At 64.6% G+C, this 25,288-nt stretch carries 14 protein-coding genes, 1 rRNA gene and 7 pseudogenes; 9 read left to right on the forward strand and 13 right to left on the reverse strand.

The window, feature by feature from the left end; translation table 11 throughout:
- Positions 1-61 precede the first annotated feature (61 nt).
- Positions 62-1,042 (reverse strand): annotated as a pseudogene (locus LH62_RS29810) (IS5 family transposase).
- 92 nt (positions 1,043-1,134) lie between these two features.
- Here LH62_RS29810 and LH62_RS29815 point away from each other — a divergent pair.
- Positions 1,135-1,254 (forward strand): annotated as a pseudogene (locus LH62_RS29815) (transposase domain-containing protein); the annotation flags it as partial.
- 1 nt (position 1,255) lies between these two features.
- Here LH62_RS29815 and LH62_RS26765 read toward each other — a convergent pair.
- The 5 genes and pseudogenes from LH62_RS26765 to LH62_RS26785 all read right to left on the reverse strand — a co-directional run.
- Positions 1,256-1,450: pseudogene (locus tag LH62_RS26765) on the reverse strand (IS630 family transposase); the annotation flags it as partial.
- A 241-nt stretch (positions 1,451-1,691) separates the two neighbouring features.
- The gene (locus LH62_RS29820; protein ID WP_082012969.1) at positions 1,692-2,447 is read right to left on the reverse strand and encodes a carbonic anhydrase; all 756 of its coding nucleotides are present in this window, start codon (positions 2,445-2,447) and stop codon (positions 1,692-1,694) included.
- A 329-nt stretch (positions 2,448-2,776) separates the two neighbouring features.
- Positions 2,777-3,745, reverse strand: a complete 969-nt coding sequence (locus LH62_RS26770) for a tripartite tricarboxylate transporter substrate binding protein (RefSeq protein WP_043367235.1) — start codon at positions 3,743-3,745, stop codon at positions 2,777-2,779.
- 85 nt (positions 3,746-3,830) lie between these two features.
- Positions 3,831-5,435 (reverse strand): GMC family oxidoreductase, encoded by a 1,605-nt coding sequence (locus LH62_RS26775; RefSeq protein ID WP_043367236.1) that lies wholly within the window; start codon positions 5,433-5,435, stop codon positions 3,831-3,833.
- Between the two features lie 432 nt (positions 5,436-5,867).
- A pseudogene (locus tag LH62_RS26785) lies at positions 5,868-6,799 on the reverse strand (IS5 family transposase).
- Between the two features lie 453 nt (positions 6,800-7,252).
- Between LH62_RS26785 and LH62_RS26790 the strand changes: the two are divergent.
- The 5 genes and pseudogenes from LH62_RS26790 (at position 7,253) to LH62_RS26800 (ending at position 12,061) form a co-directional block, all read left to right on the forward strand.
- On the forward strand, positions 7,253-7,756 hold the full coding sequence (locus LH62_RS26790) for a ferritin-like domain-containing protein (protein ID WP_043367238.1): 504 nt from the start codon (positions 7,253-7,255) through the stop codon (positions 7,754-7,756).
- Between the two features lie 260 nt (positions 7,757-8,016).
- Positions 8,017-8,574, forward strand: a complete 558-nt coding sequence (locus LH62_RS30760) for a hypothetical protein (protein ID WP_144404734.1) — start codon at positions 8,017-8,019, stop codon at positions 8,572-8,574.
- Positions 8,575-9,061: 487 nt separating this feature from the next.
- Positions 9,062-10,054: a tripartite tricarboxylate transporter substrate binding protein gene (locus tag LH62_RS26795; RefSeq protein ID WP_043367239.1), complete on the forward strand. Its 993-nt coding sequence runs from the start codon at positions 9,062-9,064 to the stop codon at positions 10,052-10,054.
- A gap of 261 nt (positions 10,055-10,315) precedes the next feature.
- A complete protein-coding gene (locus tag LH62_RS29825; protein WP_236552706.1) occupies positions 10,316-10,675 on the forward strand; it encodes a DUF962 domain-containing protein in 360 nt (119 codons plus the stop codon).
- A 78-nt stretch (positions 10,676-10,753) separates the two neighbouring features.
- Positions 10,754-12,061, forward strand: a pseudogene (locus LH62_RS26800) (IS701 family transposase).
- Between the two features lie 1,368 nt (positions 12,062-13,429).
- Here the strand turns inward: LH62_RS26800 and LH62_RS30765 are convergent.
- The 7 genes and pseudogenes from LH62_RS30765 to LH62_RS26825 all read right to left on the reverse strand — a co-directional run.
- A pseudogene (locus LH62_RS30765) lies at positions 13,430-13,639 on the reverse strand (hypothetical protein); the annotation flags it as partial.
- Positions 13,640-13,668: 29 nt separating this feature from the next.
- A pseudogene (locus tag LH62_RS29830) lies at positions 13,669-13,839 on the reverse strand (transposase domain-containing protein); the annotation flags it as partial.
- 13 nt (positions 13,840-13,852) lie between these two features.
- The gene (locus LH62_RS26810; RefSeq protein ID WP_082012970.1) at positions 13,853-14,902 is read right to left on the reverse strand and encodes a tripartite tricarboxylate transporter substrate binding protein; all 1,050 of its coding nucleotides are present in this window, start codon (positions 14,900-14,902) and stop codon (positions 13,853-13,855) included.
- Positions 14,902-16,473 carry a class I adenylate-forming enzyme family protein gene (locus LH62_RS26815; RefSeq protein ID WP_052215136.1) on the reverse strand — a complete coding sequence of 524 codons (1,572 nt, stop codon included), beginning with the start codon at positions 16,471-16,473 and terminating at the stop codon, positions 14,902-14,904. The genes LH62_RS26810 and LH62_RS26815 overlap by 1 nt, the downstream gene beginning before the upstream one ends.
- 433 nt (positions 16,474-16,906) lie before the next feature.
- Entirely contained in the window at positions 16,907-19,141 is a 2,235-nt protein-coding gene (locus tag LH62_RS26820; RefSeq protein ID WP_236552707.1) for an ATP-dependent RecD-like DNA helicase, read from the reverse strand.
- A gap of 77 nt (positions 19,142-19,218) precedes the next feature.
- A complete protein-coding gene (locus LH62_RS31345) occupies positions 19,219-19,380 on the reverse strand; it encodes a hypothetical protein (protein ID WP_160299911.1) in 162 nt (53 codons plus the stop codon).
- 75 nt (positions 19,381-19,455) lie between these two features.
- Entirely contained in the window at positions 19,456-20,805 is a 1,350-nt protein-coding gene (locus LH62_RS26825) for an IS1182 family transposase (protein WP_043359747.1), read from the reverse strand.
- Positions 20,806-21,652: 847 nt separating this feature from the next.
- Between LH62_RS26825 and LH62_RS26830 the strand changes: the two genes are divergently transcribed.
- The 3 genes from LH62_RS26830 to LH62_RS31700 all read left to right on the forward strand — a co-directional run.
- Entirely contained in the window at positions 21,653-21,865 is a 213-nt protein-coding gene (locus LH62_RS26830; protein ID WP_043367241.1) for a hypothetical protein, read from the forward strand.
- Positions 21,866-21,961: 96 nt separating this feature from the next.
- On the forward strand, positions 21,962-24,283 hold the full coding sequence (locus LH62_RS26835) for a helicase-related protein (RefSeq protein ID WP_052215137.1): 2,322 nt from the start codon (positions 21,962-21,964) through the stop codon (positions 24,281-24,283).
- Between the two features lie 831 nt (positions 24,284-25,114).
- Positions 25,115-25,288 (forward strand): 16S ribosomal RNA (locus LH62_RS31700); the annotation flags it as partial.

Here is a 25,288-nt window from a genome sequence, read left to right on the forward strand (position 1 = left end):
GGCAAGAGGCTTTGGTGCACAAATCGACTGAAGGCCGTGGGGCGGCAGCTTTCGCCATCTGTCAGGCGATCCGCTGCGATACCGGCATGCCGAGCCGTGTCATTCGGTTGAGCACCGAACAGGCGACCAGGCTCTCGGTCTTCTGGGCAGGCAGAGTGCGGGCGCGAAGACTACGACCGATGATGGTCCTGTAACGGAACATGGCGGTTTCCCCGAGCGAGCGCCTGCTGTAGCCGACCGACTTCTGCCAGCCCAAGCGTCCCTTGTTCTGGATCATCCAGATATGCTGGTCGCGCTGAGTGGGCGTGGTGCCGGCGGTTTGGCTCGGCACCGCGTTGGCACGTGGTGGGATGATCACCGCCGCGGGCGTGTCAGGCTGGTGCCCGGCCACGGCGCGGTAGATGGGTTCGCCATCGTACGCACCGTCAGCGATGACCGAGGCGATGGGGCCGGTGATCTGCCCAAGCAACGGGCCGACCAAGGCGGCATCGCCCTCCTCGGTGGTGGTCAGCTCGGAGGCGAGGATCTCACCGCTGTTGGGATCGACCGCGAGATGGAACTTGCGCCAGGTTCGCTAGCTACGCTCGCCATGCTTCTCGGTCAGCCACTCGCCGGCGCCGTACACCTTCAGCCCCGTCGCGTCTATGACGACGTAAACAGGACCGCTCCTCTGGGCCTCCGCAAGCGACCTGGCGAGTGACAGGCCGGGGCTGCGCCGCGAGAACGTGGTGTGGTCGGGAACGCCGACGTCCAGGCCGAGCAGGGTAGCCAGCGAGCGCAGCAGCCCTTCGGTCTGTCGCCAGGGCCGGCTAAACGCCAGGCGCAGCAGGTGCCCGGTCTCAATCGCGAGATCCGAGTACGTGCGCGACCGGCCCCGCCGGCCCGTTTTGGGCGGATGCCAAGCTGCCAAGACCTCCGGCGTGACCCACACCGTCAGGCTGCCGCGTTGCTGGAGCGCCCTGTCGTACTCTGGCCAGTTGGTCACTCGGTAGCGCGCTCGGGGGATCTTGTGGCGGCGCGCTTCATTGGCCTTGTAGGACATCGATCATCCAAAAGATGGGGAAACCGACCCCTTACTCCCGTCCCAGGCTTCGCTGGAGCCACAGATCGCAATTTGTGCACCAAGGCCCCGCCATGTACTCGCTGATCGCCACTGCCAAGCTGAACGACGTCGACCCGCGCGCCTGGCTCGCCGACGTGCTGGCCCGCATCGCCGACCACCCAGCATCCCGCCTGCACGAGCTAGTGCGGTGACTCATTCGGAAGGTGGAGGCAGCCGCGCGAGCTTGGCGAGGATGCGGTCGGCGGGCTTGGTCCAGACGAATGGGCTCGACGTGGCGTTGTGCTCACGGATGTAGCGGGCGATGGCCTGCTCGAGATCGGCGACGGATTGGAATACGCCTTGTCGCAGGCGCCTTCGGCTCAACGCTGAGAAGAAGCCCTCGACGGGCATTGTCAACTTGGCGAACGTCATCCGAAATGACCACAATTTTCCATCGTCGGGGTGGCAAAACGCGCAATGCGGCAGTTGAGACGCGGCCTGTCAGATAGCCAGTGTTGCGAAATTCCGTTTCGGTTTAGCGCAAGTTGACAATGCCTCCAGATCACTTTCGCTGCGCCACCTCGAAAGTCCGCAAAACTTACGCCTGAACTGGACTATTTTGCCGTTCCGACCACATCACCGCCTTCGACTAAACGTCTTCGAACCACTTGACGTCGCCATCGTCGAGATCATAGCGCGCCGCGACAATTTTCAGCCTTTGCTGACTGATTGCTGCCTGCAACACCGGACTTTGTGTGTGCAAACGGCGTGCGACCCTGCGGGCGTTGGCGACCACCGCATCATCCAAAGATATCTTCCCATCCTCATGGCGGGCTGCCAACACAGCAGGGACAATGGGTTGGACCAGTTCACCGATCACACCGGGAAAGGTGCCGTTGCCTTCGACAACTTGCATTGCGGCAGCGACGGCGCCGCAACCCTCATGACCCAGCACGACCACCAGCGGGCAGCCCAGCACGCCAACGCCGTATTCGATGCTGCCCAGTGCTGTGGTATCAACCGTGTTTCCGGCATTGCGCACGATAAATAGCTCTCCGAGACCACGACTGAACAGCAGCTCGGGCGGGACACGGCTGTCGGAGCAACCAACCAGTACAGCAAACGGCGCCTGGCCTTTGGCCAGCTCGGCTCGACGTTGGCGACCGTGTGCAAGAATGTAGTGCGTGCCGTGCTGGTACTCGGCGTTGCCGGTCTTCAGCACAGCCAAGGCCTGATCGGGCGTTAGTGAGGTTTGTGTCGTAGGCTGGGCTGCTTGCGAGCTTGAGCAATTCAAGCTGATAGCAGCAAACGTAGCTGCCATCCCGCTCGCTAGGATTCCGCGCCGACTTTGAGACTTGGCAGGGTGAGATGCGTTGCCACAGCAGAGGCAGAGGCGTTCAAACATCGCGCGGCTCCTTCGTATGATGACTTGGCGCGTATATGCCTCTGATGTGTCTCAGGACGATGCCACGTTGGTTGCTCGATGGTCGCAACGCCTGAGATATTTGAGACGAGTTCTGGCTCCAGATCCGCTGCACTGCACTCAGGCACTCTCTTGACCGTCGCCTGGCCAATCCAGTAGGTGACGGCACCGGACGGCTTCGCACAGGTTGGGGCCATCACCCTGCCTTTCATCGCCCTAGCCAGCGGCGCTCGGCTCGGCGTGACGCTTTTGCCAGCGCTACATCGCGCGGCAGCTGCAACGACCGCAGAAACCCGAGCAGCAGACAACAACTATTCCGGCTCGATCCCAGCAAGCCGGATGAGACGGCCCCATTTCTCCCGTTCGGCGGTGGCATAGTCGGCCGTCTGCTCGAGATCCATCGCCACCGGCTCAACCAGCATCGCCCGCAATCGCGGCGCCACCGCCTCTGACTGCACCGCGGCGGTCGCCAGGCCGTTGATCTGCCGCAGCAGGGCCGGGGGCGTCGCGCTGCGAGCCGCGATGCCCCAGTAGCCGCCCGTCTCGAAACCCTGCATCACTTCGGTCATTGCCGGGATGTTAAGCCAGCGCGAAACCCGCCGCGGCATGGTCACGGCGAGTGCACGGAACTCTCCTGAGGCGAGGTACTGGTCGGCTGCGACCATGTCTAGGAAGACGAAGTGGATCAGGCCGGTGCGCAGGTCACCGATAGCGTTGCCGAAATTCTTGTACGACACCTCCTCGAAATCCAGGCCGCCGATGCGCTTGAACAGCGCCGCCGGGATGCGCGAGGAGGCGTTGAAGCATCCTGAATTGCGTCGGCCGGGATGGGCGCGGAGATCCGCAACCAAGTCTTGGTAGCTGCGGTATGGGCTCGCGGTCGCTACCATCAGGCAGCCAGCCGAAATGCCGATCGCGCAGGCCAGGGTGAAGTCGCGCGCCGCGTCATAGGGGGGCTGCTTCAGCAGATGCGGATTGGCGGAGAGGGTGGTAGTCGTCCCCAGCAGGAGGGTATGCCCATCCGGCGCCGCGTTGAGTACAGCGAGCGTGCCGACCACGCCGTTGCCGCCGGGCAGGTTCTCCACCACGAAGGGCTTGCCGGTGGCGATCTGCATCTGCTGTGCCATCAGCCGCGCCACGAGGTCGGAGGAACCGCCGGCCGCGAAGGGCGCCACGATGCGCACCTGCTGGCGCGGGAAAGCCATCTCCTGAGCATCAACCCGCCGCGCCGTCAGGCCGGCCGCGGCGAGGCCCCACAGGGCGCGGCGATGGAGCATCATGGGCCTATCCCCTTGCTTCTGCGACTGGCCGGCATGGTCCCACAGGCTCCAGCATTGTTTCCGACGAGAAGGCGGCCGCGACGGGTCATGCGCCCTTCGCTTCCGCACGCAGGAAATCCGCTGCCCGCTCGCCAATCATCAAGGCCGCGGGCTGGATGTTGGACGAAGGCACCAGCGACATGACGCTGGCATCCGCCACCATCAGTCCCTCCAAGCCCTTCACGCGCAGCCGGCTGTCCACCGGAGCAAGCGCATCCTCGCCCATACGGGCTGTACCGCAGGGGTGGTACACGGTGCCGCCGTCACGGCGGATGTGCTCCAGGATCTGCTCGTCCGTCTGCTCCTTGGGCCCTGGAGTGAGTTCCTCCTCGATCAGTGCTGCCAAGGGGCCCTGGGCCGCCAGGCGGCGGGCATACTTAACGCCTTCCACCATCAGCCGCTGATCGTGCGGCGGCTCGAGGTAGTTGGCGCGGATCACCGGCTTGGCGTCGGGGTCAGGGCTGCGCAGGGTGACCGTGCCGCGGCTGTATGGACGGCACTGGCAGGCGCTGAACATGAAGCCAGGCCAGGGGTCGGGGCCCTGGTCGTAGCTCGTCACCGTGAAGTTGACGAAGAGGTACTGCATGTCCGGTTCCTCGGCACCAGGCAGCACCCGGGCGAACAGGTTGGCCTCTGCGGCCCCAATGCTCATCGGCCCGCGTCGGTCGAAGGCATAGCGTGCCGCCATGCGCAGTTTCCCGAGGGGGCCGCGCACCAACTCGTTCACCGTGGCACAGGGCCGTACGCGATAGCGCATGCGTTGCAGGAAATGATCCTGCAGATTCTGCCCAACGCCGCGCTGCTCCACGAGCACCGGTATGCTCATCTCCTGCAGATGGGCGCCTTCACCGATGCCGGAGAGCATCAGGATCTGCGGCGTGCCGATGGCGCCTGCGGACAGCACCACCTGCCGCCGTGCCTCCCATCGCTCAAACCCCATCGGGCCGCGGACCAAGGCGCCGATGCAGCGTCGCCCTTCGAAGAGCAGGCGCCGCACGGCGCGCTCCGGCATGATGCGCAGGTTCGGCCGGTGGCGGGCCGGGCGGAGGTACATATCGCCGGAGTGGCTGCGGAAGCCGCGGCGAACATTCATCTGCATCGGGCCGACGCCCTCGTGCCAGGCGCCGTTGAAGTCGCGTACTCGCTGGTGGCCCATCTCAAGGGCGGCTGCGATGAAGGCCTGGGCACCGGGCGAGGTGTGGCGCGCCTCGGCGGCATGGATTGGCCCCTCGGTGCCGCGCTCGGCCGAGGGCTCGCCTGTCCAGGTCTCCATGCGACGGAAGAAGGGCAGCACTTCGTCATGGGACCAGCCGCGGGCGCCGGATTGGGCCCAGCGGTCATAGTCGCGGGGGGAGCCACGCAGGAAGACCAGGCCGTTCACTGCGCCGGAACCGCCCACCACCTTGCCGCGTGGCCAGTGGATGCTACGACCCGCAAGGCCCGGCTCAGCCTCGGTATGGAAGCGCCAGTCGTAGCGTCCGGACGCGTAAAGCCGGGCGAAGCCGGCGGGAATGCGGATCCAGGGGTCATTCCAGGCAGCGGGGCCGGCTTCGGTGAGCGCCACCTGCGTGGCTGCCTGCTCTGAGAGCCGTGCCGCAATGACGGAGCCTGCCGAGCCGGCGCCGAGCACCAGCACATCGGTGGTGTGCACAGCAGCAACTCCGGCTTCCGGCTGAGGCCCGATACCTTCTGGCATTATTGTTCCCCCCAAGGCAGACAGATCCTGTCACTTGAATTCAAGGGGTCAAGTCATCCTGCTTCGTCATACTCCGGACGGCATATCTGTCGCGCTTCGGACGACGAATGGAGCGGGCGGATGCTCCGCACCCCCTACCGGCTTCAAGCCGTGACCTGTGCCGCCTCGACAATGCTGGGCGGGACAACAGCGAGGCCTGCAGCGCGCTTGCCGGGACTGCCATCTTTCACCGCAGCGGCATGTTGCATGACCACTTCTTCAAGAGGCAGGCCGACCGCGCCACCTAGAGGCTTTTGACGGGGCTTCGGTGTGGCCAAGCTGCCGGCATGTCTAGGCTCTGTTGCACAAATGAGTTGACGGTCAGGGTTCCCCTTTCCCCGGACAGCCTCATCCTTCGGCTTCAGTGACGCGTATGCCGAGCGCGGTGAAGCCGTTCAGGACGGCCACTCGAACCTGGAACTCGGCGACCTGACGGTCGAGCTCCCTCACTGACAGGCGTTGGCCCAAGAGTTTGACGCAGTGCATTTTGGTCTCTGCGCGGCTGCGGCGGTGATAGCCGCTCCATCGTCGCCAGATGGTCCGACCAAAGCGCCGCGATGCACGGAGGGCTTCATTTCGTGCGATCGCCCCGGCGCTATCGGCCTTCCAGGGTTTGGCGTTCTTTCGGGGCGGTATGATCGCGGCTGCGCCGCGGGCGGCGATGGCACCGTGGCACTTGCGGGTGTCGAAGGCGCCGTCAGCGGTGACGCTTGCGATCTCCTGGTCAGGCGGGATCTGGCCGAGAAGCTCGGGCAACATCGGTGCGTCCCCCACATCGCTGGTGGTGAACTCCGCTGCCCGGATTTCCAGCGTCTGCTTGTCAATTCCGATGTGTATCTTCCGCCAGAGCCGGCGCTTGGCGGCGCCGTGTTTGCGCGCGCTCCACTCCCCTTCGCCCTCGACCTTAACGCCGGCGCTGCCGATCAGCAGGTGCAGCGGGCCCTGCGACCTGCGATAGGAGATTTTGACCTTCAGGGTCTTCTGGCGTCGGCTCAGGGTACTGAAGTTTGGCGCGGTCCAATCGAGGCCGATCAGCCGCAAGAGGCTCTCGACGAAGCCAGCCGTCTGGCGCAGCGCCAGGCCGAACAGCACCTTCATGGTCAGGCAGGTCTGGACAGCAGCATTGCTATAGATGAGCTGTCGGCCCCGCTTGCCGGTCGGCGCGGCTTCCCAGGTCATGTCTCGATCGAACCAGCTCGTCAGCGAGCCGCGTCGCTTGAGCCCTCGTTGTAGACGTGCCAGTTCCTGGTCTTGTAGGTCGGTCGTATCGATCTGCTCATGCCGTCCAGCTATCACGCTGGATCACGAGATGAGTCCCCTCAGGCCATTTGCGCAACAGAGCCCTGCTCAATGGCAAACCGACTGGAACCAGTGGCTGGTAACAGGGTACGAGTTGCCACTGTCAGATCTGCTATCTGAAGAAGTCGTGATACTTAGTGAGGTGTCGCAGCCACCAGCAACCTTCATTATCCTGTCCGCGGCATAGTTATGGCCGCCTTGTCAACCGATTACGGCAAGCTTTTATTCGTATTCGATAGTTATTGTTTCTTATGTGTTCTTCGAGTCTATTTTATTCTTGCTCCAACACTTCAACTGCGAAAAATGACGCTCAAACCGAGCCTGCCAGCCGCTAAAAACCTAACGATGGGACATGCGTTCGGGAAGCAGATCGCCAGCTTAGGGCCCATGTATTTTCGGTCAGGCGATCACTTTCCTAAACCAGGAGTCAGGCCATGGGCTTACTGTCGAAACCCATCAAGACGCTCGACGACCTATTCGTCCACACCCTCCAGGACATCTATTACGCTGAGAAGCAGATTGCGAAGTCGCTGCCCAAGATGATCAACAAGGCGACCGACCCGCAGCTGAAACAGGGCTTCGAGACCCACCTTGAGGAAACGAAGAATCAAATCCAGCGCCTGGAGCAGGTATTCCAAATGCACGGCCAGGAGGCGAAGGGCGTCACCTGCGCTGCGATGGACGGCATCCTCGAAGAGGCGACCGAAACCATGAGCGACGTGGACGACAAGGACGTACTTGACGCCGCGATGTTGGCCTCAGCGCAAGCTGTCGAGCATTACGAGATCACCCGCTATGGCACGCTTATCGCCTTCGCCAAGCAGCTAGGTCGGCAGGATTGCGCGAGCGTGTTGCAGCAGACGCTCGACGAGGAAAAGGCCACCGACCAAAAGCTCACCGCGCTTGCCGAGAGCCGGGTCAACCGCCAAGCTGCGTAACGCTGCTAATACGCGTTCTTCCTGGGCGCGTGTCAGAGATTGCCGCAGTTACGAAGCCTTCTGCGGCTTCTCTTGAAGAAAGTGAAGTGATTCGGCACAAAGGGCATTCAAGCCAAGTCGCCAGAAGCATTTGTAGGCAAGGTGCGGAATCGCCGCCAGGGTCAAAGGCGCAACCGGCGAGGATACATCCCTGCCGGCCCACCTGCCGCAGGAGCGGTCGTCCTGCGCCACGCCAGCGCGGCACCTAAAGCCGCACTGGCATGTTTTACTCGGCGCTGCCGGTGCCCTCAGACGAAGCACCATTCATCGAACCGCTATCGGGCGCTGTTTGGCTGAGCGCCGGAGAGGCTTCCGGCGCAGGCTTTTTCCGAGCGCTGGGCCGACGCGCGGCTGCCTTCCGTGGCGGCGGGGCTTCCGCAGCAGCTTTAGGTACGACACGACGTGACGCCGGACGCCTTGTGGCCTCTGGTGCAGAAGCCTTAGGTGCCTTCGCCGACCCTGCCGGTTTAGTAGCAGCGGCCGTGGCCTTGCGGGCGTTTGCAGTGCGCGGCGACGAAGCTGCTTTGCGAGCCGTGGGTGCTGCCTTGCCGCGGGCAGACTTGGCCTTTTCTTTTTCCCGGATGGCCTTTGCCTTGTCCTTTCGGGCTGTCAGCTTTTCCCGAATTGCGGCCAGCGCCGCCTTTGCGACCTGCGACCGGCCAGCGTCGGGCGTAGAGTCCAAGGTTTCGAAGAAAGCTTTGATGACCTTGTTAGTGCCGCGTGGAGCGGATGTCTCTAATTTCGCCATTGAACTTATTCTCCTATGTTGGCTGGCATAGCACTATTTTGCCGCGCCCACACAAATCTTCAGTGCTTTCACAACTTTCTAGCTCGCGTCGGCTATTACGTTCCACGCCGCTGAGGTCAGGTTTGCGCTGCTGGTGGTTCCCGACCGCATATCTTGGCTCACACGGACGCTGCTATATCAATGACTCTTAACAATTTGGCCAAAAAGGAGGCCGCGGGATACCTTGGCTGGATGGCAGTAAATGAAGGAATTGAACTGACTCAACTTTGAAGGCCGACTACGCCACCTACTGGCGGGACAGGCATACGGGTCAGATGCCGGCTGCCGATTCGAGGTACGACGTGCTCTCCCTTGTACCCCGGCAGGTTGCCCCCCCCTTCGCTTGGCCACGGCTTTGACACTGATTGCCGCACGAGACACCGCACTGGTAGCGCTCGTCTGGACGACTGGCGGCGAAGCTGGTTTGATCGCCGCTAGCGCCGTCCCAGTGGGAGCAGCCAGGGAGGAAAGGGGCGTCCATGCAGGCACTCCTCGGTCGACGCGCTTTGGGCGTCGCAGCACTTTCTGCACTGGCGAGACCCGGGCTGGCACAGACCGACACGGCTGTTTGGCCAAGCCGCCCGGTACGCCTGATCGTCGGCTATCCTGCCGGTGGATCCACCGATATCTGTGCCCGCATCCTGGCCGAGGACTTCCGCACCCGCCTCCCTCAGCCCATAGTGGTAGAGAACCGCACTGGCGCCAACGGCTCCCTTGGCGGCGCCCACGTCGCAGCGGCAACGGATGGCCACACCCTGCTGGTTAGCAACACCAGCACCATGACCGTGAACCACCTGCTTTACCGCGACACGAGATACCACCCGCTACGCGACCTGGTGCCCATCGCCACGATCACGATCAGCCCCTTCATCCTGGTAATCAATCCACGCAATCCGCGCACCCAGGGTGTGCGTACGCTGCAGGATCTGATCGCGCTGGCATGGCGGCAGCCGCGGCAGATCACCTATGCCTCGGCCGGCGTAGGGAACTTGCAGCACCTGCATATGGAGCAGCTGCTGGCAGTTGCTGACGCCCACATGCTGCATGTGCCCTACCGCGGCTCCTCGGTGGCGACCAACGCGATGGTGGCCGGTGAGGTGGACGTATTACTGGACACTCCCACCACGGGAGGGCCGTTAATTCACGCGGGCACCTTTTCGGCGTTGGCTACCACTGGTGAGACTCGTTGGCGCGAGTTGCCGGAGGTGCCAACCGTCAAGGAAGCAGGATATCCGGACTTCACCGCCGTTTTTTGGAACGGCTTGGTCGCGCCAGCCAACACACCACCCGAGCTGGTGCAGAGCCTCTATGGGATGGTGCAGGCGGCTGCGGAATCGCCAACGGCGCGCCCTCCGCTGCTAACTCAAGGCGATATCTTCGTGCTGAACCCCACGCAGTTTCGTGAGCGCATTGCCGCCGACATCGAGCGCAATGCTATGGCCATCAAGGCCGCAGGCATAGAGATTCAGTAGAACGCCGCGGCGGAGATGGCCACAGATCATGGTGTGGGATTACAGGAGGCGCTGCGCCTATCCCGTGACTTGAGCTGTTGCCTCTGAAGCTTTTGTCTTCGTGTCAGCCGATGTGCCAAGCATCTGCCTCGGCAGAGCTGGCCATGGCAAAGCCGATCGTGCCGCCGCTGGCAGACCCTAATGAGCATCGCCGTACCGCCGATCTAGTAAAGCAAAAAAATCCGTGGAAAACGTACCCAGCTTCTTGGATACGTCAGGCGCATGGTCCAAGTTCGTTTGATGACTGATCGCTTCCACAGCTTTGATGAGTTCTGGCCTTTTTATCTGCAGGAACATACCCGGTCAGCGACCCGTGCTGTGCATGTTGCAGGCACCTGGACTGCTGCGATCGTGCTGCTGGCGGGCGTGTCGATAGGCCCTTGGTGGTTGGTGTTGATGGCCCCGGTGACCGGCTACGGCTGCGCTTGGGTTTCGCATTTGTTCATCGAGCGAAACCGCCCAGCCACCTTCAGCTACCCAGCTTGGTCACTGCGCGGCGACCTACGCCTTGCCTGGCTTACGGTGTTAGGGCGGTTAGGGCCTGAATTGCGCAGGCATGGTTTGGCTGGCGAGCAGCACTAGCACTACCTGGGCACTATCGACGCCATCCTGCGTTGTCGCTGAACCTGTTGGAGGAGTTTAGGTTCCGGGAGGCAGGCAATGGGCCGTGGTGTGCAGGACCTGGACAGCTGGCTGGCGCCGTTCCTGGCGGCGCTCGGGCACAAGAAGCGGCGGCACTGGGCGCCGCTATACCTGCGCGGGCTGCTTGGCCCGAGCGAGCGCAAGAGCCTGCAGCCGATGGCGGCTTCTCTGGGGTTGAGTGGGCACGATCAACTGCAGCACTTCATCGCCAATCCGGCCTGGGATGACACCCCGCTCTGGCAGGTGCTAGCCGAGCAGGCGGATCGGCTGATGGGCAGGTCGCGGGCGGCGCTGGTGAGGGACGACACGGCGCTGCCGAAGAAGGGCGCGCTCTCGGTCGGGGTTGAGCGGCAGTACTGCGGCCAGCTGGGCAAGCGGGCTCACTGCTAGGTGCTGGTCTCGCTGATCCTGGCGGGCGCGGAGGTGCCGGTGCCTGTCGCCCTGCGGCTGTTCCTGCCGGAGGAGTGGGTGGACGACCCGGAGCGCTGCGCGGCGGCCGGTGTGCCAGAAGACCAGGTGGTGGCCAGCAGCAAGGGCGCGATTGCGCTGGCCGAGCTGGACCGGCTCATCGCCGCCCGGGTGCGGTTCGGCATGGTGCTGGCCGATGCCGGCTACGGTGCGAGCGCGGCGTTTCGGGTCGGCTTGAGCGAGCGCGGCCTGACCTGGGCGGTGGGCATCCCGCGCAACCAGAAGGTCTACGGTGCCGATGTTCAGCTGGTTCCGCCCGGCGGCCGCAAGCGGCGCCCGGTGCCGGACCAGGAGCCCCGGGAGGCTGAGGCGGTGCTGGCTGGGCTACCCTGGCGCCGAGTGACTTGGCGGCAGGGCACCAAGGGTCCTCTCGCGGCCCGGTTCGCGGCCACGCGCGTGCGGGTTGGTGACGGCAAGACCTGGGCGAACAACCGGCACCTGCCGGGCGACGAGGTCTGGCTGGTGGGCGAGTGGCGCTCAAGCGGCGAGCGCAAATACTACCTCTCCAACCTGCCGCCCCGGACCTCGCTCCGCGCCCTGGCGGCCGCCATCAAGGCGCGCTGGGTTTGCGAGCAGGCGCACCAGCAGCTCAAGCAAGAGCTGGGCTTGGGCCACTTCGAGGGACGGTCCTGGACCGGGCTGCACCGACACGCGCTGATGACCTGCATCGCCTTTGCCTATCTGCAGCACCTCTGCCTCACCAGGCAGCGCCCGGCGGGGTCGGGGAAAAATGCCAGGTCAGGTTCCGGGACCGCCACCATCGCCGAGCCTGCCAGCTCTACGCCGCGCCATTATGACACGACTGTTCGCCGACCTCGTCACGCCAATCCGATGTCCGCACTGCCAGCGCAAGCTTAGGCCACCGCCTGACTTCAGACTGCCCAGGTAGTGCTAGGCTCCCTGCATCAACGCCGTGACGATGGGGTTGCCGGAAACAGTTGCGCGGAGCTTGGTCACCATCGCGGCTCCTCCTCAGATACAGAGATGCCCAGTCGCTCGGCCAATTTTATGAGCCGCTCCAAGTCGCCGTCGCGCCATCGTTTACCCGTTAGAAGAATTTGAACGTCTGCGAGGTCTAACCCCAGCGCTTCGCCGATTTCCGTAGGGGTCTTGAGACCGCGATCATCCAACTCACGACCGATCGCCACTCGAAAGCGGACGATCTTTAGCCACCCAGCAGTCCAGGTTCTGCGTTCCTCCACTGTGCGAGGCTCCATGAGGGAATGACTCTCGTTAAGCGAGATATGCGTTTTCATCGATATTATAATTAACTTCATCGGTCTCTAACGCTTAGTTTATCACACAACTCTAGATTTATAGACGCAGTTTCGCTATCAATCTGGCAGTGCCGGAGAGCAAACATGTCCATGTCCCGCCAAGTATCCATCAATTTTTACACGAAAGTTGAGCTTCGGTCCCAGTTTCCGAAGCGGTGGTCTTGGACCATTCGCAACGCTGTGACAGAAGGTGTGTGCGAGAAATCGCTAAAAGTATTCTCGTCCGCAGATGATGCTTGGCGTGATAGTCAAAACGCTTTCGCCTGCTTTACGCCACCCCAAATGACGAATGCAGCTTAGAGGGTGTTATGGACCTCAACCCAACCCACTGATTTCGTTCAGCTTTTGCTCAGGAGGCTGGGTCAGAAAAGCCTTGAGTCTCAATAACTTATCCGCGGTTCATAACAGCCTCTAGCACTACCTGGGCACTGTTTTGGCTGACTTGCGTTGTCTGAGCTCGGCTGAGACGGCATTGTCAACTTGCGCTAAACCGAAACGGAATTTCGCAACACTGGCTATCTGACAGGCCGCGTCTCAACTGCCGCATTGCGCGTTTTGCCACCCCGACGATGGAAAATTGTGGTCATTTCGGATGACGTTCGCCAAGTTGACAATGCCGATCTGGATTCGGTGTTAGCTTTGCGATGACACGCGGCGCTTGGATTTGGTGGTTTCCCGTTATTGGTATCCATGTCGACGAAACTTTCGCTGTCAGGCCATTAGCTGCAGTATCTGAACTGATCTATTCACTTGGCGGACGCGGTCCTTATCGCATGCGTGGATGCCCCCTGCGGGTCAAGGCGCGTCTCCAACAGTCGCGTGTCCTACTCCGTGTCGCCGCCAGCCCCGCCTGGCTGCATCCCTTGGCGCACAAAGATCTGCCTGGGAAACGCGACACGCATTAGAGCACTGTAGTGCGTCCGGATGATGAGACAGCTGGCTGCGCTGTTCAGGCGGCCAAGGGTAGGTTGGCGGGTAGGCACTGAGCAAGGTCGCGTTGCTCGGCGCGGATCTGGTTCGGGGTGCGGTAGTTGTGCCGGGCGACGAGCCAGGTGGCGTTGTAGTGGGCAACGAAGTCCTGCAGCCCGCGGCGCAGCTCTTCGATGGTGTCGAAGGTGTGCACCCAGAGAAAGTTCTCTTTCAGAGTGCGGATAAAGCGTAAGCGTCCGGTGATGCGGCGCCCGGCCGTCAAATTGCTGCAGGTTCAGTGTTGCTTGGCAGGTTCCACGGCAGGAGTTCAGCGACGCGGCTGACGGGATGGTCGGCGATGCGCTCCAATACGTGGTGGAGATAGGCCTCCGGGTCGAGACCGTTGAGCTTGGCGGTGGCGATCAGCGAGGCGATTGCCGCGGCATTGTCAACTTGGCGAACGTCATCCGAAATGACCGCAATTTTCCATCGTGGGGGTGGCAAGACGCGCAATGCGGCAGTTGAGACGCGACCTGTCAGATAGCCAGTGTTGCGAAATTCCGTTTCGGTTTAGCGCAAGTTGACAATGCCCCCGCCGCAGGTAGTCGCGCAGCTCCTGTGGCCCGCCTGGCAAAAGGGCGACGCCGCGCGCAGCGAGGCTCACCCGGAAATCCATATCCGCCTTCACCGCCTGCAGCGCCTGCGCCAGGCGCTGCACGACCGGCTCCGGCGTGGCGGCTGCGGCAAACAGGGCCTGCCAGTACACCGCCTCATAGCCTGGCAGCAGCTCCGCAATCGCCGGCACGTCTGGCAGCTGGTCCAGCCGCTGCGCCGTCGTGGTGGCGAGAGCGCGAAGCGAGCCGTCCTGCATTTGCGGTGCGACATCCGCTGGAGTAGCTAGGAAGGCTGCGACCTGCCCGGCCCGCAGCTCGATCAGTGCCGGTGCACCGCCGCGGAATGGAATGTGCTCCAGCGCGATGCCAGCTGAGCGGTTGAGCAACTCGAGCGCCAAATGGTTGACCGCGCCGACACCGGAGCTGGCGAAATTGACCCGCCCCGGATGCGCCTTGGCGTAGGCAATAAAGCCGGCGAGGTCGCGTACCGGAAAGTCGTCACGCACGACCAAGAGGAAGGCGCTCATATAGGCAAGGCCGATCGGGGCTAGCTCCCGCTCCGGATCACGCGGTGGCAGCTGCGGCAGCGCGGTCGGGTTCGTCGCAAGGCTATTGGAGCCCATCAACAAGGTCGTCCCGTCCGGCCGGGACTGCAGCACATAGGCCGAAGCAACCGAAGTGCCAGCACCGGGTCGGTTGTCGACGACAACGGTTTGGCCGAGTTCCTGGCCCAGGCGCTGCCCCAACGCCCGCGTCATGACGTCCGAAAGGCCGCCAGGCGGAAATGGCACGACGATGGTGATGGGCCGGGTCGATGTGCCTCCTGCCGTCTGGGCGCGGGCTTGTACAACGGCGCCTGGTAGCATGAGAGAGGACAGGAGAAGATTGCGACGATGCATCACGCTTCTCCCTGCGCACTGGCATCTGCCGCCGCATTCAGCCGTGCTTCCAGCAGATGGCGCTGAATCTTGCCACTGGTGCTGCGCGGGAACTCAGCTTCTGGCATGAAGCGGACGGCCTTCGGAACCTTGTAGCCGGCAATCCTGCCGCGACAGAGCGTCAACACCTCGGCCTCTGTAAGATCGAGGTCACGCGGTGCGACAAAGGCGACGGGCACCTCGCCCCTGCGTACATCGGGGCGGCGCACGACCACCGCCTCAGCCACGCGTGGCGAGGTAAGCAGCACCTGTTCGATCTCCGCAGGGTAGATGTTTTCGCCGCCCGATTTGATCAGGTACTTACGGCGGTCGACAAAGTCGTAGGTTCCGTCGGGGTTGCGCCGCAACACATCGCCCATGTGGTACCAGCCGGAGCGGAACGCCTCTGCGTTCGCTGCCGGGTCGCCCCAGTAGCCGCTGAACAGGCTAGGGCCGCGGAACACAGCCTCACCTGGCTCGCCATCTGGCACGTCGCGTCCGTCCGGGTCGACCAACCGGACCAAGCAATAGGAACTCTGCAGCTTGGAAAGGCGCTCCGGCGCGGTGCCGATGGGGATGCGGCCGCGGCTGAAAGGAGCGGGACCGGTCTCAGTTGAGTCGAAGGAATTGCGGAAGGGGGCTTGCAAGAGGGTGGTGATCTCGGCGATCTCGCGCCGGGGCACCAGATCCGCCATGGCACCGCAAAGCCCGAGCGGCTGCAAGCGACGGGGCCTGCGCTGCAACTCCTCGATCATGCGGGCGAACATGCCAGGCATCAGCGACAGCCAACCGACCGGTTCCCGCTCCAGCAGATCCGCGATGGCAGGAGGATCGAAGCTTTCTAGCACCACCACCTTGGCGCCATGCATGAGCGCGGCGAGGGTGCTGTCTGTCGCTCCCATATGGAACAGCGGTGTCCAGGCCACGAAGGTGCGGTCCGGGAAGAAGCTACCATCGATGCGGGCGATCATGCTGCGCGCGATCATTGCACGATGGCTGATGACCGCCGCCTTTGGCAACCCTGTCGTGCCGCTGGTGTACAGAATGAGCAGGCCATCCTCCGGCTCCACCACCTCCGGCACCTTATCGGACGGCGCTGCATGGAGCATCGCTTCGTACTCCGCGCGGAGCTGCAGCACCGAACCAGCGCCGTACTCGATATTCGCCAGGCGACCTGCTTGGCGTTCGGAGGCGATGAGGAGGCATGGCGCTATCAGACGCACACAGTGCTGCAGTTCGGGGTCGGACTGCCGCCAGTTCTGGCAGGCCAGGATGGCGCCGAGCACTGCCGCCGCGAGTTGCACCTCTGCGTATTCGAGCCGGTTCTCCGAGAGCAACGCGATCCGATCGCCGCGGCCAATCCCCCGCGCCGCCAGCGCCCGCGCCAGTCGATCAACACGCTCGCCTAGTGCGGCGTAGGTCAGCACACGGCCGTTGCCTTCAAGGGCTATGCTGCGGCCACTTCGCTGAACTTGCTGCAGGAACAGGTCACCAACCGTCAGGCCAGCGACCCTCGGTAAGACTTGACCGTAACTTGCCTGAACATCCGTCATGCAACATCCCCTCCCATTCGGCCGAAGAACGGCTTTTCGCTCACTCCTGCGGAGAGGCGGTCCATCAATCATAACTCGCCGTCGAGATGGCAAGCCACGTCAAGCTTGCTTGGGATCTGCATTCGGATTCAAATTCGAAGCCGCTGTTTTCGGAGGTTCCTTCAGACCTCATCAATCCATTTTTGTCCCAGATCCGTCAGGCGATGAGGACAGGGAATACCGCGTGAGGAGCATGCGACGCTCATCCGTTGGATCGACCTTGAAAGACACAAGGTGGCCGGGATCACCGCGGCCTATGGTTGCACGCCCGCTAACATCTACGCCATTCTGGCCGAGCTGCGCTGCCGTGCCGCCGGAAAGATTTCTCTAGCTGCGCCACCGCCAAGGCCAGCCGTTGCTGAAGCTGATGCCGCACTACCGATCCGCAGTATGCTCAACTCTTTGCTGCAATGAGGGTACGAGATGAGGTCCCGCCCGGCGCCAACCACTCCCGCAGCTTCGACCAGCGCCGACGGGCGCCCTGGTTTCGGACCGCAATGGCCAAGGCCCGGCGCTGCCCGACCAGCACAACCAGCCTCTTGCCTCGGGTCACGCCGGTGTAGAGCAGGTTGCGGGCCAGCATGGCATAGTGCTGCGTCGTGAGCGGGATCACCACAGCTGGGTATTCCGACCCCTGCGCCTTGTGGATGGTCGTGGCGTAGGCCAACACCAGCTCATCAAGTTCACCAAAGCCGTAGGTAACAGACCGGCCGTCGAAGCTGACCGTGAGCTCGCCGGCCTCCGGATCCATGCCCGTGATCACGCCGAGATCGCCGTTGAACACTTCGCGGTCATAGCTGTTGGCCACCTGCATGACCTTGTCGCCGGGGCAATAGGTCCAGCCAAATCGTTCGACCCGAAGCTCGCCCGGTGGGTTGAGCGCCTGCTGCAGCTCGATGTTGAGCGCCCGCGCGCCCAGTCCGCCCCGGTTCATCGGGCACAGCACCTGGACGTCACGGACCGGATCGAGCCCAAACCGGGCCGGGATGCGCTCGCGCACCATGGCCAGCAGCTTGCGGACGCCGTCCTCCGGCTCGTCGGCCTCCACGAAAAAGAAGTCGCTGCCCGCGGCCGGCTTGAGCTCGGGCAGCTGGCCGCGGTTGATGCGGTGCGCGTTCACCACGACCTGGCTCTCGGCAGCTTGGCGAAATACCTCCGTCAGCCGCACCACCGGCACGGCATCCGAGGCGATGATGTCGGCCAGCACTTGCCCAGGCCCGACGCTCGGCAGCTGATCCACGTCGCCGACCAGCAGCAGAGCCGCGCTGTCCGGCAGTGCTCGGAGCAGGGCCCGCATTAGGGGCACGTCCACCATCGAGGTCTCGTCCACCACCAGCAGCTCGCAGGCCAGCGGGCTCACCTCGTCGCGCTTGAACCCACCCGTCTTGGGGTCGCTCTCCAGCAGGCGATGAATGGTCCGGGCCTCGAGGCCCGTGCTCTCGGTCAGGCGCTTGGCGGCCCGGCCCGTTGGGGCACACAGGGCCACCTCCACCCCCTTGGCCTGGAGCACCTGCAGGATGGAGTTGACCAGCGTGGTCTTGCCCACGCCGGGGCCGCCGGTAATCACCAGCACCTTGGAGGACAGCGCCAGCCGCAGCGCCTCCCGCTGGCTGGTGGCCAGGGCGAGGCCGGTGCGTCCCTCCACCCAAGGGATGGCCTTGGCGGCATCGATCACCAGCCAGGGCTGCTTGCCGGTGGCGAGGCGCATCAGCCGCTCGGCGATGCTCTGCTCGGCTCGGTAGAGGCCGGCCAGGAACACGCAGCGATTACCATCTAGCGTATCGGCCACCACCTCGCTGGCCTCAAGCTCGAGGCTGAGCGCGGTCTCGATCAACTCGGGAGGGACGTCCAGCAGTTGGCCGGCAAGCGCTGTCAGCTCCCCGACCGGCAGCCCGCAATGGCCCTCGCCGGTGGCCTCGGCCAAGGCAAAGGAGATGCCGGCGCGGACCCGTATCATGGCCGTGGGCTCGATGCCGAGCTTGCCGGCGACGATGTCGGCGGTGCGGAAGCCGATGCCGCGGATGTCGTGGGCCAGCCGGTAGGGGTTCTCGGTGATGACCTGTACGGCGTTGACGCCATAGGTCTTGTAGATCCGCACCGCCCGCGAGGTCCCGACCCCGTTGGCATGCAGGAACAGCATGATCTCGCGGATCACCTTCTGCTCTGCCCAGCCTGCAACGATCCGAGCCGCGCGCTTGGGACCGATGCCGGTGACCTCGCGCAAGCGGTCGGGCTCGGCCTCAATCAGCTCGAAGACAGCCGTGCCGAAGGCGCGCACCAGCTTCTTGGCATAGACTGGACCGATCCCGCGGATCATACCCGAGCCGAGATACTTCTCGATGCCATCCAGCGTGGTGGGCTGCGTCGCCTTGAGGAAGCCTGCCCGAAACTGCAGGCCATGGGTGCGGTCGTTGATCCAGGTGCCAGAGAGCTGCACCCACTCGCCAGCCGAGATCGACGCCGCGTGCCCGACAACCGTGACCAGGTCACGCTGCCCTCGTACCTTGACCCGCAGCACGCAGAAGCCGTTCTCAGCGTTGTGGTAGGTGACCCGCTCGACGAGGCCGGCCAGCGCCTCGGTTGGCGGGCCGTGAGTAGCAGGCGGAGACGATGCAATGGCGCTGGACACGGCTCCAAGATGGTTCGGTTTTGCTGCTAATGCGAGAGCGGCCAGCCCCACCTGCTGCAACGGTACCCAGTGGAAGATCACGACTGCTGGCTGATCAGGTCGACCAGAACGGAGTTGCCGGTATCACCAAAGTGGTTCAGCGGACCTTCCTGCCAACGGAGTGGCCAGATATTCTCAAGTTTTGAGCTACGGCAGCCAGCGATGCTGACAACTTCGTCGATATGGATACCGATAGGCATATGCCGAGAGCATAGGTACTGCTCTAGCAGCCTGTCGGATTTGCACTTGGTGTCAGGCCGAGGGTTGAGGCGCGATCAGGCTGCGAGCCGCAGGTTGTGGAGCCTGCGGCAGTTGTAGGCGAGGGCGACGAGGGTCCACTCGCTGGTGACCTTGGCGAGGCCGCGGAGGTGGAAGCGGGTGAAGCCGAGGGCTGACTTGATGGTGCCGAAGACGGGCTCGACGGTCTGCTTGCGACGGGCGTAGCGGGCTTTGGCATTAGGGGTTTCGAGCTTGGCCACCATGGCGAGGCGCCAGGGCTCGGTGATGCGGCGTGGCGTCCTGGGCTGGGGTGGCGGCCGGAAGTCGTAGGCGCGGTGCGGCTGGGTCCGGCCGATGGCGACCAGCGGCTCGATCCCGTGCGCCTCGAGGGCGGCAACTGCCTCGCCTGAGGCGAAGCCGGTGTCGGCGAGGACGGTCTGTGGCAGGCCGATGCCGCCCTCCATGCCGAGGATGGTTGCGGCAAAGCTCGGCGCATCGGCCGAGGTGGCGACGACGCCGGTGGCGAGGATCAGCTGCGAGCCCTCGGCGCAGACCACAGCCTGGGCGTTGTAGGCCTGGCGGTACTCATGGGCGTCGGAGCGGCGCATCAGCGCGCTGTCGGGGTCGGTGAGGTTGGACTGCCGCTCGGGCGGCGGATCGTCCTTGGGCGGCTTGGGCGGGCGGCCCCGCCGGCCCGTCTTGGCCTCGTAGGCGGCGCGCTTGGCGTCATACTCGGGTCGGGCGGCCTCGGCTTCGGCACGGGCCTCGGCCTCCAGCCGGGCGCAGGCGGCATCGAGCTTGGCCTTGAGCGCCTCGCGCCTGGCGATCTCAGCGGGCAGCGCCTGCGGGTCGGGCTGGGCCTCAGCGTCGGCCGCCTCGGCGCGGTTGGTCAGGTCGGTGATGTCGGCAGCGAGCCTGACGCGCAGCGCCTTGGCGCGGTCATACCGCACCGAGCGGATCTTGGAGGCGTTGGCGTCGAGCTTGGTGCCGTCGATCGAAACCGTCCCGAGCCGCAGCAGGCCGCTCTCGCGCGCCAGCAGCAGCACCTGCAGGAAGGCCGCCTCGAAGGCAGCGCGGTTGGCCCGGCGGAAGGCGGCAATGGTGTCGTGGTCGGGGTGCAGGTTCGCCGCCACGTAGCGCACCCCAATGTCGCGGTGGGTCGCCCGCTCGATCCGCCGCGAGGAGAAGATGCCGTTCGCATAGCAGTAGATCAGCAGCGCCAGCAGCAGGCGCGGGTGATACTGCGCCTTGCCGCCCGGGATCGGCCGCACCGCAAAGGCGCCGAGCGGCACCCGGTCCACCGCCGCCACTACGAAGTGCGCCACGTCGTCCGCCGGCAACCAGTCCTTGGCATCCGGCGGCAGCAGAAAGGCCTGCTCGCGGCTGAACGGAATGAACCCTGTCATGCCCGCCAGATTCGCCCATTTCAGGCCAGATGGGAATCCGACAAGCTGCTAGAGGCTGTTATGAACCGCGGACAAGTTATTGAGACTCAAGGCTTTTCTGACCCAGCCTCCTGAGCAAAAACTGAACGAAATCAGTGGGTTGGGTTGAGGTCCATAACACCCGCTAGGTGCTTGCGATAGGAGCCTCGGCGTAGCGCGATCCGCTTGGCCACATCAGTCGCAGGCGGGATGCCGGCGATCAGGGCGGCGCTATCGAAGTCACCCGCTCGACTAATGGCAGTGTCGAGGCGGCCGTCGGCAGAAGGCCAGAGTTTGGATGACGAGGGCGGCCGATAAAGCCGGAAGGCTATTCCCTGCGCTGGATCACTTTGGGATACGGCCGAAAAAGCCCGACGAATTGCGTAGTCCCAAACCACATCAGGGGCAGGACCAAGCGCGCCTCGCGCTACCCGCCACTCTCCGTGTCGTCCAGTGCTGCGTCACCCTCATCATCGGCCGCATCGGTTGCAGCCTCAGGACGAGGATCTCGACGGCGATCCAGGTAATCGCCAAGGCGGATATTCAGACAGTCTTCGTTCAGCATTGGAGGCCAACGCCTGCTTTCCGCGAAGGTACAACTCCTTTCCGCCAGCAGGATTGGTGCAGAAACTCCTGTCGAGCCTGACGGCTCGGACGAATGCAAGCTGGCTAGCTGCCAACAAGGACGGTTGCGCCAAGCTACCTGCCGTATGCTTTGGCTGAAGGTGAGCAACCGTTGGTGCTTGGCAATAGAATGCTGGCGCCATCTACGATCTTCGCGCGTTGCCTGTGTTCGTCACCCGGTGGCGATGCGCAGGAGTTGGATTTGATGACCGAGAAGAAGGCCGACGGCACGAGCACGGCGGGGCAGGACCAGACGAGCCGGGAGCGGCCCGAGGCCGCGGTGGAGTGGAGGAAGGAAGGCGGCCGATCCAGCGAGGAGACGGACCCGTCCATCCTGACCCCGGGCGGGAACGTGCGCTACGGCGGCGGCAATGCGCAGGGCGTTCCAATGGCACCCGACAGCGAGGACAGCAAATAGCCTCCGGTCTGGGCGATCGAACGCCAGGGTTGCCCGGACGCTAACCTGCCGACACGACCTCCCCGGCATCGGGCAGGTCCTGGGCAGGAGACCGTCATGGGCCAAGACCACCTCTCCCATTCCGTGAGTGGCGGCGCCGGCGGGCAGGCCGAGTGGCGCAGGCGGCTGGAGGCCCTGGCCAGGCGTGCCGAAGCCCTGCCGGTGCGGCGCGACGACCTGGATGTGGCGGTGGCTGGCATCGGCGACCCGGATGCCGGGGATGCCGAGTTGCTGGCGGCACTGCGTGAGGCGGTGGTGGCGCGGCTTGGCGGCTACGGCGCGCCCGAGACGACGCTCGCCGCCGCCCTGGACGAGCTGCCGAAAGGGCCAGCCGGGGAGGGCACGCTGGAGGCGGTCGGGCATTGTGCCCGCTTCGTCGCCGAAGCCTTTGCGCTACCCGCTGCGGATGCCGCTGCTTTCGCCCGCCGGGCGGTCGAGGCCGAGCGCCAGCGCCGGGCCGAACGGCGCAGCGCGGCACGGGCGGCACGCGAGACGCGGGCCGAGGAGGAGCGCCGCCTGGAGGCCTGGGAGGCCTCCCTAATCGGCGCTGCGGCGGTGCCGGCGCTGCTGGGCTGCAGCGGGGCGGAGGCGGAGCGCTGGATCCGCGCCGGCCGCCTGCCTGTTGCCCGCCGGGTGGCGGTCCGCGAGGGCGGCAGGACGGCGCGGGAGCCCCAGTTCGACCCTGCCGTCCTGGAGGGCCTGCGAGCCTCGCTACCGGAGTGGCGGAAGGCCGAGGCCGGTGCCTCGCCGCCGGCAACATGCGAGGCCCGGGCCGAGCCACGGGGCGCGACCAATGCGGCTGTCGCCCGCGTGGCGGGCCTCGATCGCTATGCCACGCATTTCGTCACCGCCCGGGCGCTGAACCGGCGGATCGTCGCCTGCCTCGGCCCGACCAACTCGGGCAAAACCTATTTCGGGCTGACGCGGCTGGCAGAGGCGGAGACCGGGCTGGCGCTCGGGCCGCTGCGGCTGCTGGCGCATGAGTACCGCGAGGCGCTGGAGGCGCGCGGCGTGCCCACCGCCCTCTCGACCGGGGAGGAGCGCATCCTCGCCCCCGGCAGCCGCCATACGGCGGCGACGGTGGAGATGTGCCCCTTCCGCACGCCGGTCGATGTGGCGGTGATCGACGAGGCGCAGATGCTGGCCGACCCCGAGCGCGGCCCGGCCTGGACGGCGGCTATCATGGGCGTGCCGGCGCGGACGGTGATCGTGCTCGGCGCACCCGATGCGGCGCCGATGATCCGGCGCATCGCCGAGCTCTGTGGCGATCCCCTCGAGGAGGTGCGGCTGGAGCGGATGGGGCCGCTGATCGCGGCGCCGGATCCGGTGCCGCTGGATGATATCGGCCGCGGCGATGCGGTGATCGCCTTCTCGCGGCGGGAGGTGTTCGAGCTCCGCTCGGCCTTGCTGCGGCGCGGGCGGAGCGTAGCTGTGGTCTATGGCGCGCTCGGCCCGACCGTGCGGCGGGCCGAGGCGCGACGCTTCCGGGAGGGCGAGGCGGAGGTGCTGGTTGCGACGGACGCGATCGGCATGGGGCTGAACATTGGCCCTCTGCGGCGGGTGGTGTTCTCGGCGCTGACCAAATGGGACGGGCAGCAGGACCGCCCGCTGACGGCGCAGGAGATCAAGCAGATCGGCGGCCGTGCCGGGCGGTTCGGCGGCGCGCATGCGGAGGGGATCGTGGCTGTCCTCGAGGGCGGCGGTGACCCGGCGGCGATCGCCCATGCGCCGGCGGCGGGCCCCGCAGCGCCAGGGGATCTGCGCCCGCCGGTGGCCCCCGATGCGGACATTGTGGCAGTGGTGGCGGCCGAGATTGGCACCGAGAGTCTGTTCGGCACGCTGCGGCGGATCGAGCGGTCGGTGCTGCGGCGGGATGACCCGAACTACCGGCTGGGTGACCTGTCGACGCAGATCGCCATCGCCGCAGCGGTGGACGGGGTACGGGAGCTGTCGCTGCTGGACCGCTGGACCTATGCCATGTGCCCGGTCGATGAGCGGGACGAGGGCATCGAGCGGCTGGCGGGCTGGGTGGTGGAGCATGCGCTGGGCCGCACGGTGGGGCCGCCCAGGGCGGGGCATCTGCCGCCTCCCAGCCGGGCCAGCCAGGAAGCGCTGCAGCTGGCCGAGCAGGTGCATCGGCGGCTCGTCGCCTGGCGCTGGATGGCGCTGCGCTTTCCGGAGGTCTTTCGGGACATCGACGGTGCCCTGGCGGAGAGTGGCCGGCTCAACGAGTGGATCGAGGCGGTGCTGGCGACGCGCCCCTCGGGGCGGGTGCTGGCTTTGACGGACGGTGTTGCCGGGGAGGCCGGTGGTGCATCACGCGGCCATTCCAAGCGGCGCCAGTTCGGCCAGCGCGGAGGGTCGGCCCGAAAAGCGTGATGGGCTGCTTTTTGGGGCTTGAACTTGATTGGTTGGGCTGCCAGATAGGCGCCCCGCTGTGAGGCGGTGCTCTTTCAGAAGGTGTCTTGCTGGGGCTTGAAGCCAAGTCTTGGGGGCCTTAAATCAAGTACTCGCCGTAAGGCAGATCTTTCCCAGAGGCCAGGCGACTGAATCTTGAAGTAGGGACTGAAAGGCTCCATCTTAGTGGTCTGCCGCAAGGCGGTTTGGATGGAAGGCTTAGGCAACTAGGTCTTGACGCTGGGGCTGAGAGGCTCCATATCGACCATCCGCCGCAATGTGGGTTGCTTCCAAGAGGTCCGGGTGACTGGGCCTTGAAGTCGGTGTCGAAAGGCACTACTTCAGTGATCTGCCGTTGAGGCGGAGGCTTCGGGGGTAGCCCGGGAGCGGACCTGAAACTGGCGCTTGTGGGCGCCAAGTCGGGTGCCTTGTAGCGGGGTGGTTGCTCTTTCCGGGCTGGCCGGTGGCGCTTTTGGGTGTTGCTGGCAGCGATTGGAGATCGAGGGCCGCTCGGCTGCTAAACTTTGATCTTTGTGCCTTCGGGCACTGTTTATGCCCTGCAGTGATGTGGGGTAGGTTTTTGTCGGCTCTGGGCTGCGCCAGCGATGGTGCGTCGGGCTGGTGAAGGCGGGTTCTTTGACAGTTGCATCGGTCTTTTGGAAGTACGCAGGCGCTTTCGGCCTTGCTGCTAGTGCTGTCCCATCGGGCGTGTACTGGAGCTTGAGGTTTGGAGAGCGCTTTGCATCGAGAGTGGTGAGCGGAGTCTGATCGAAAGGCATCTGCGTGGCTTGGCTTTGGCTGGGTTGCGAAGATGAACCTGAGAGTTTGATCCTGGCTCAGAGCGAACGCTGGCGGAATGCTTAACACATGCAAGTCGCACGGGGGCTTTCGGGCTCTAGTGGCGGACGGGTGAGTAATGCGTAGGAACGTGTCTTGGGGTGGGGGATAACGCTGGGAAACTGGCGCTAATACCGCATATCTGCTGTG

The sequence above is a fragment of the Belnapia sp. F-4-1 genome (assembly GCF_000802185.1).
Classification (GTDB): domain Bacteria; phylum Pseudomonadota; class Alphaproteobacteria; order Acetobacterales; family Acetobacteraceae; genus Belnapia.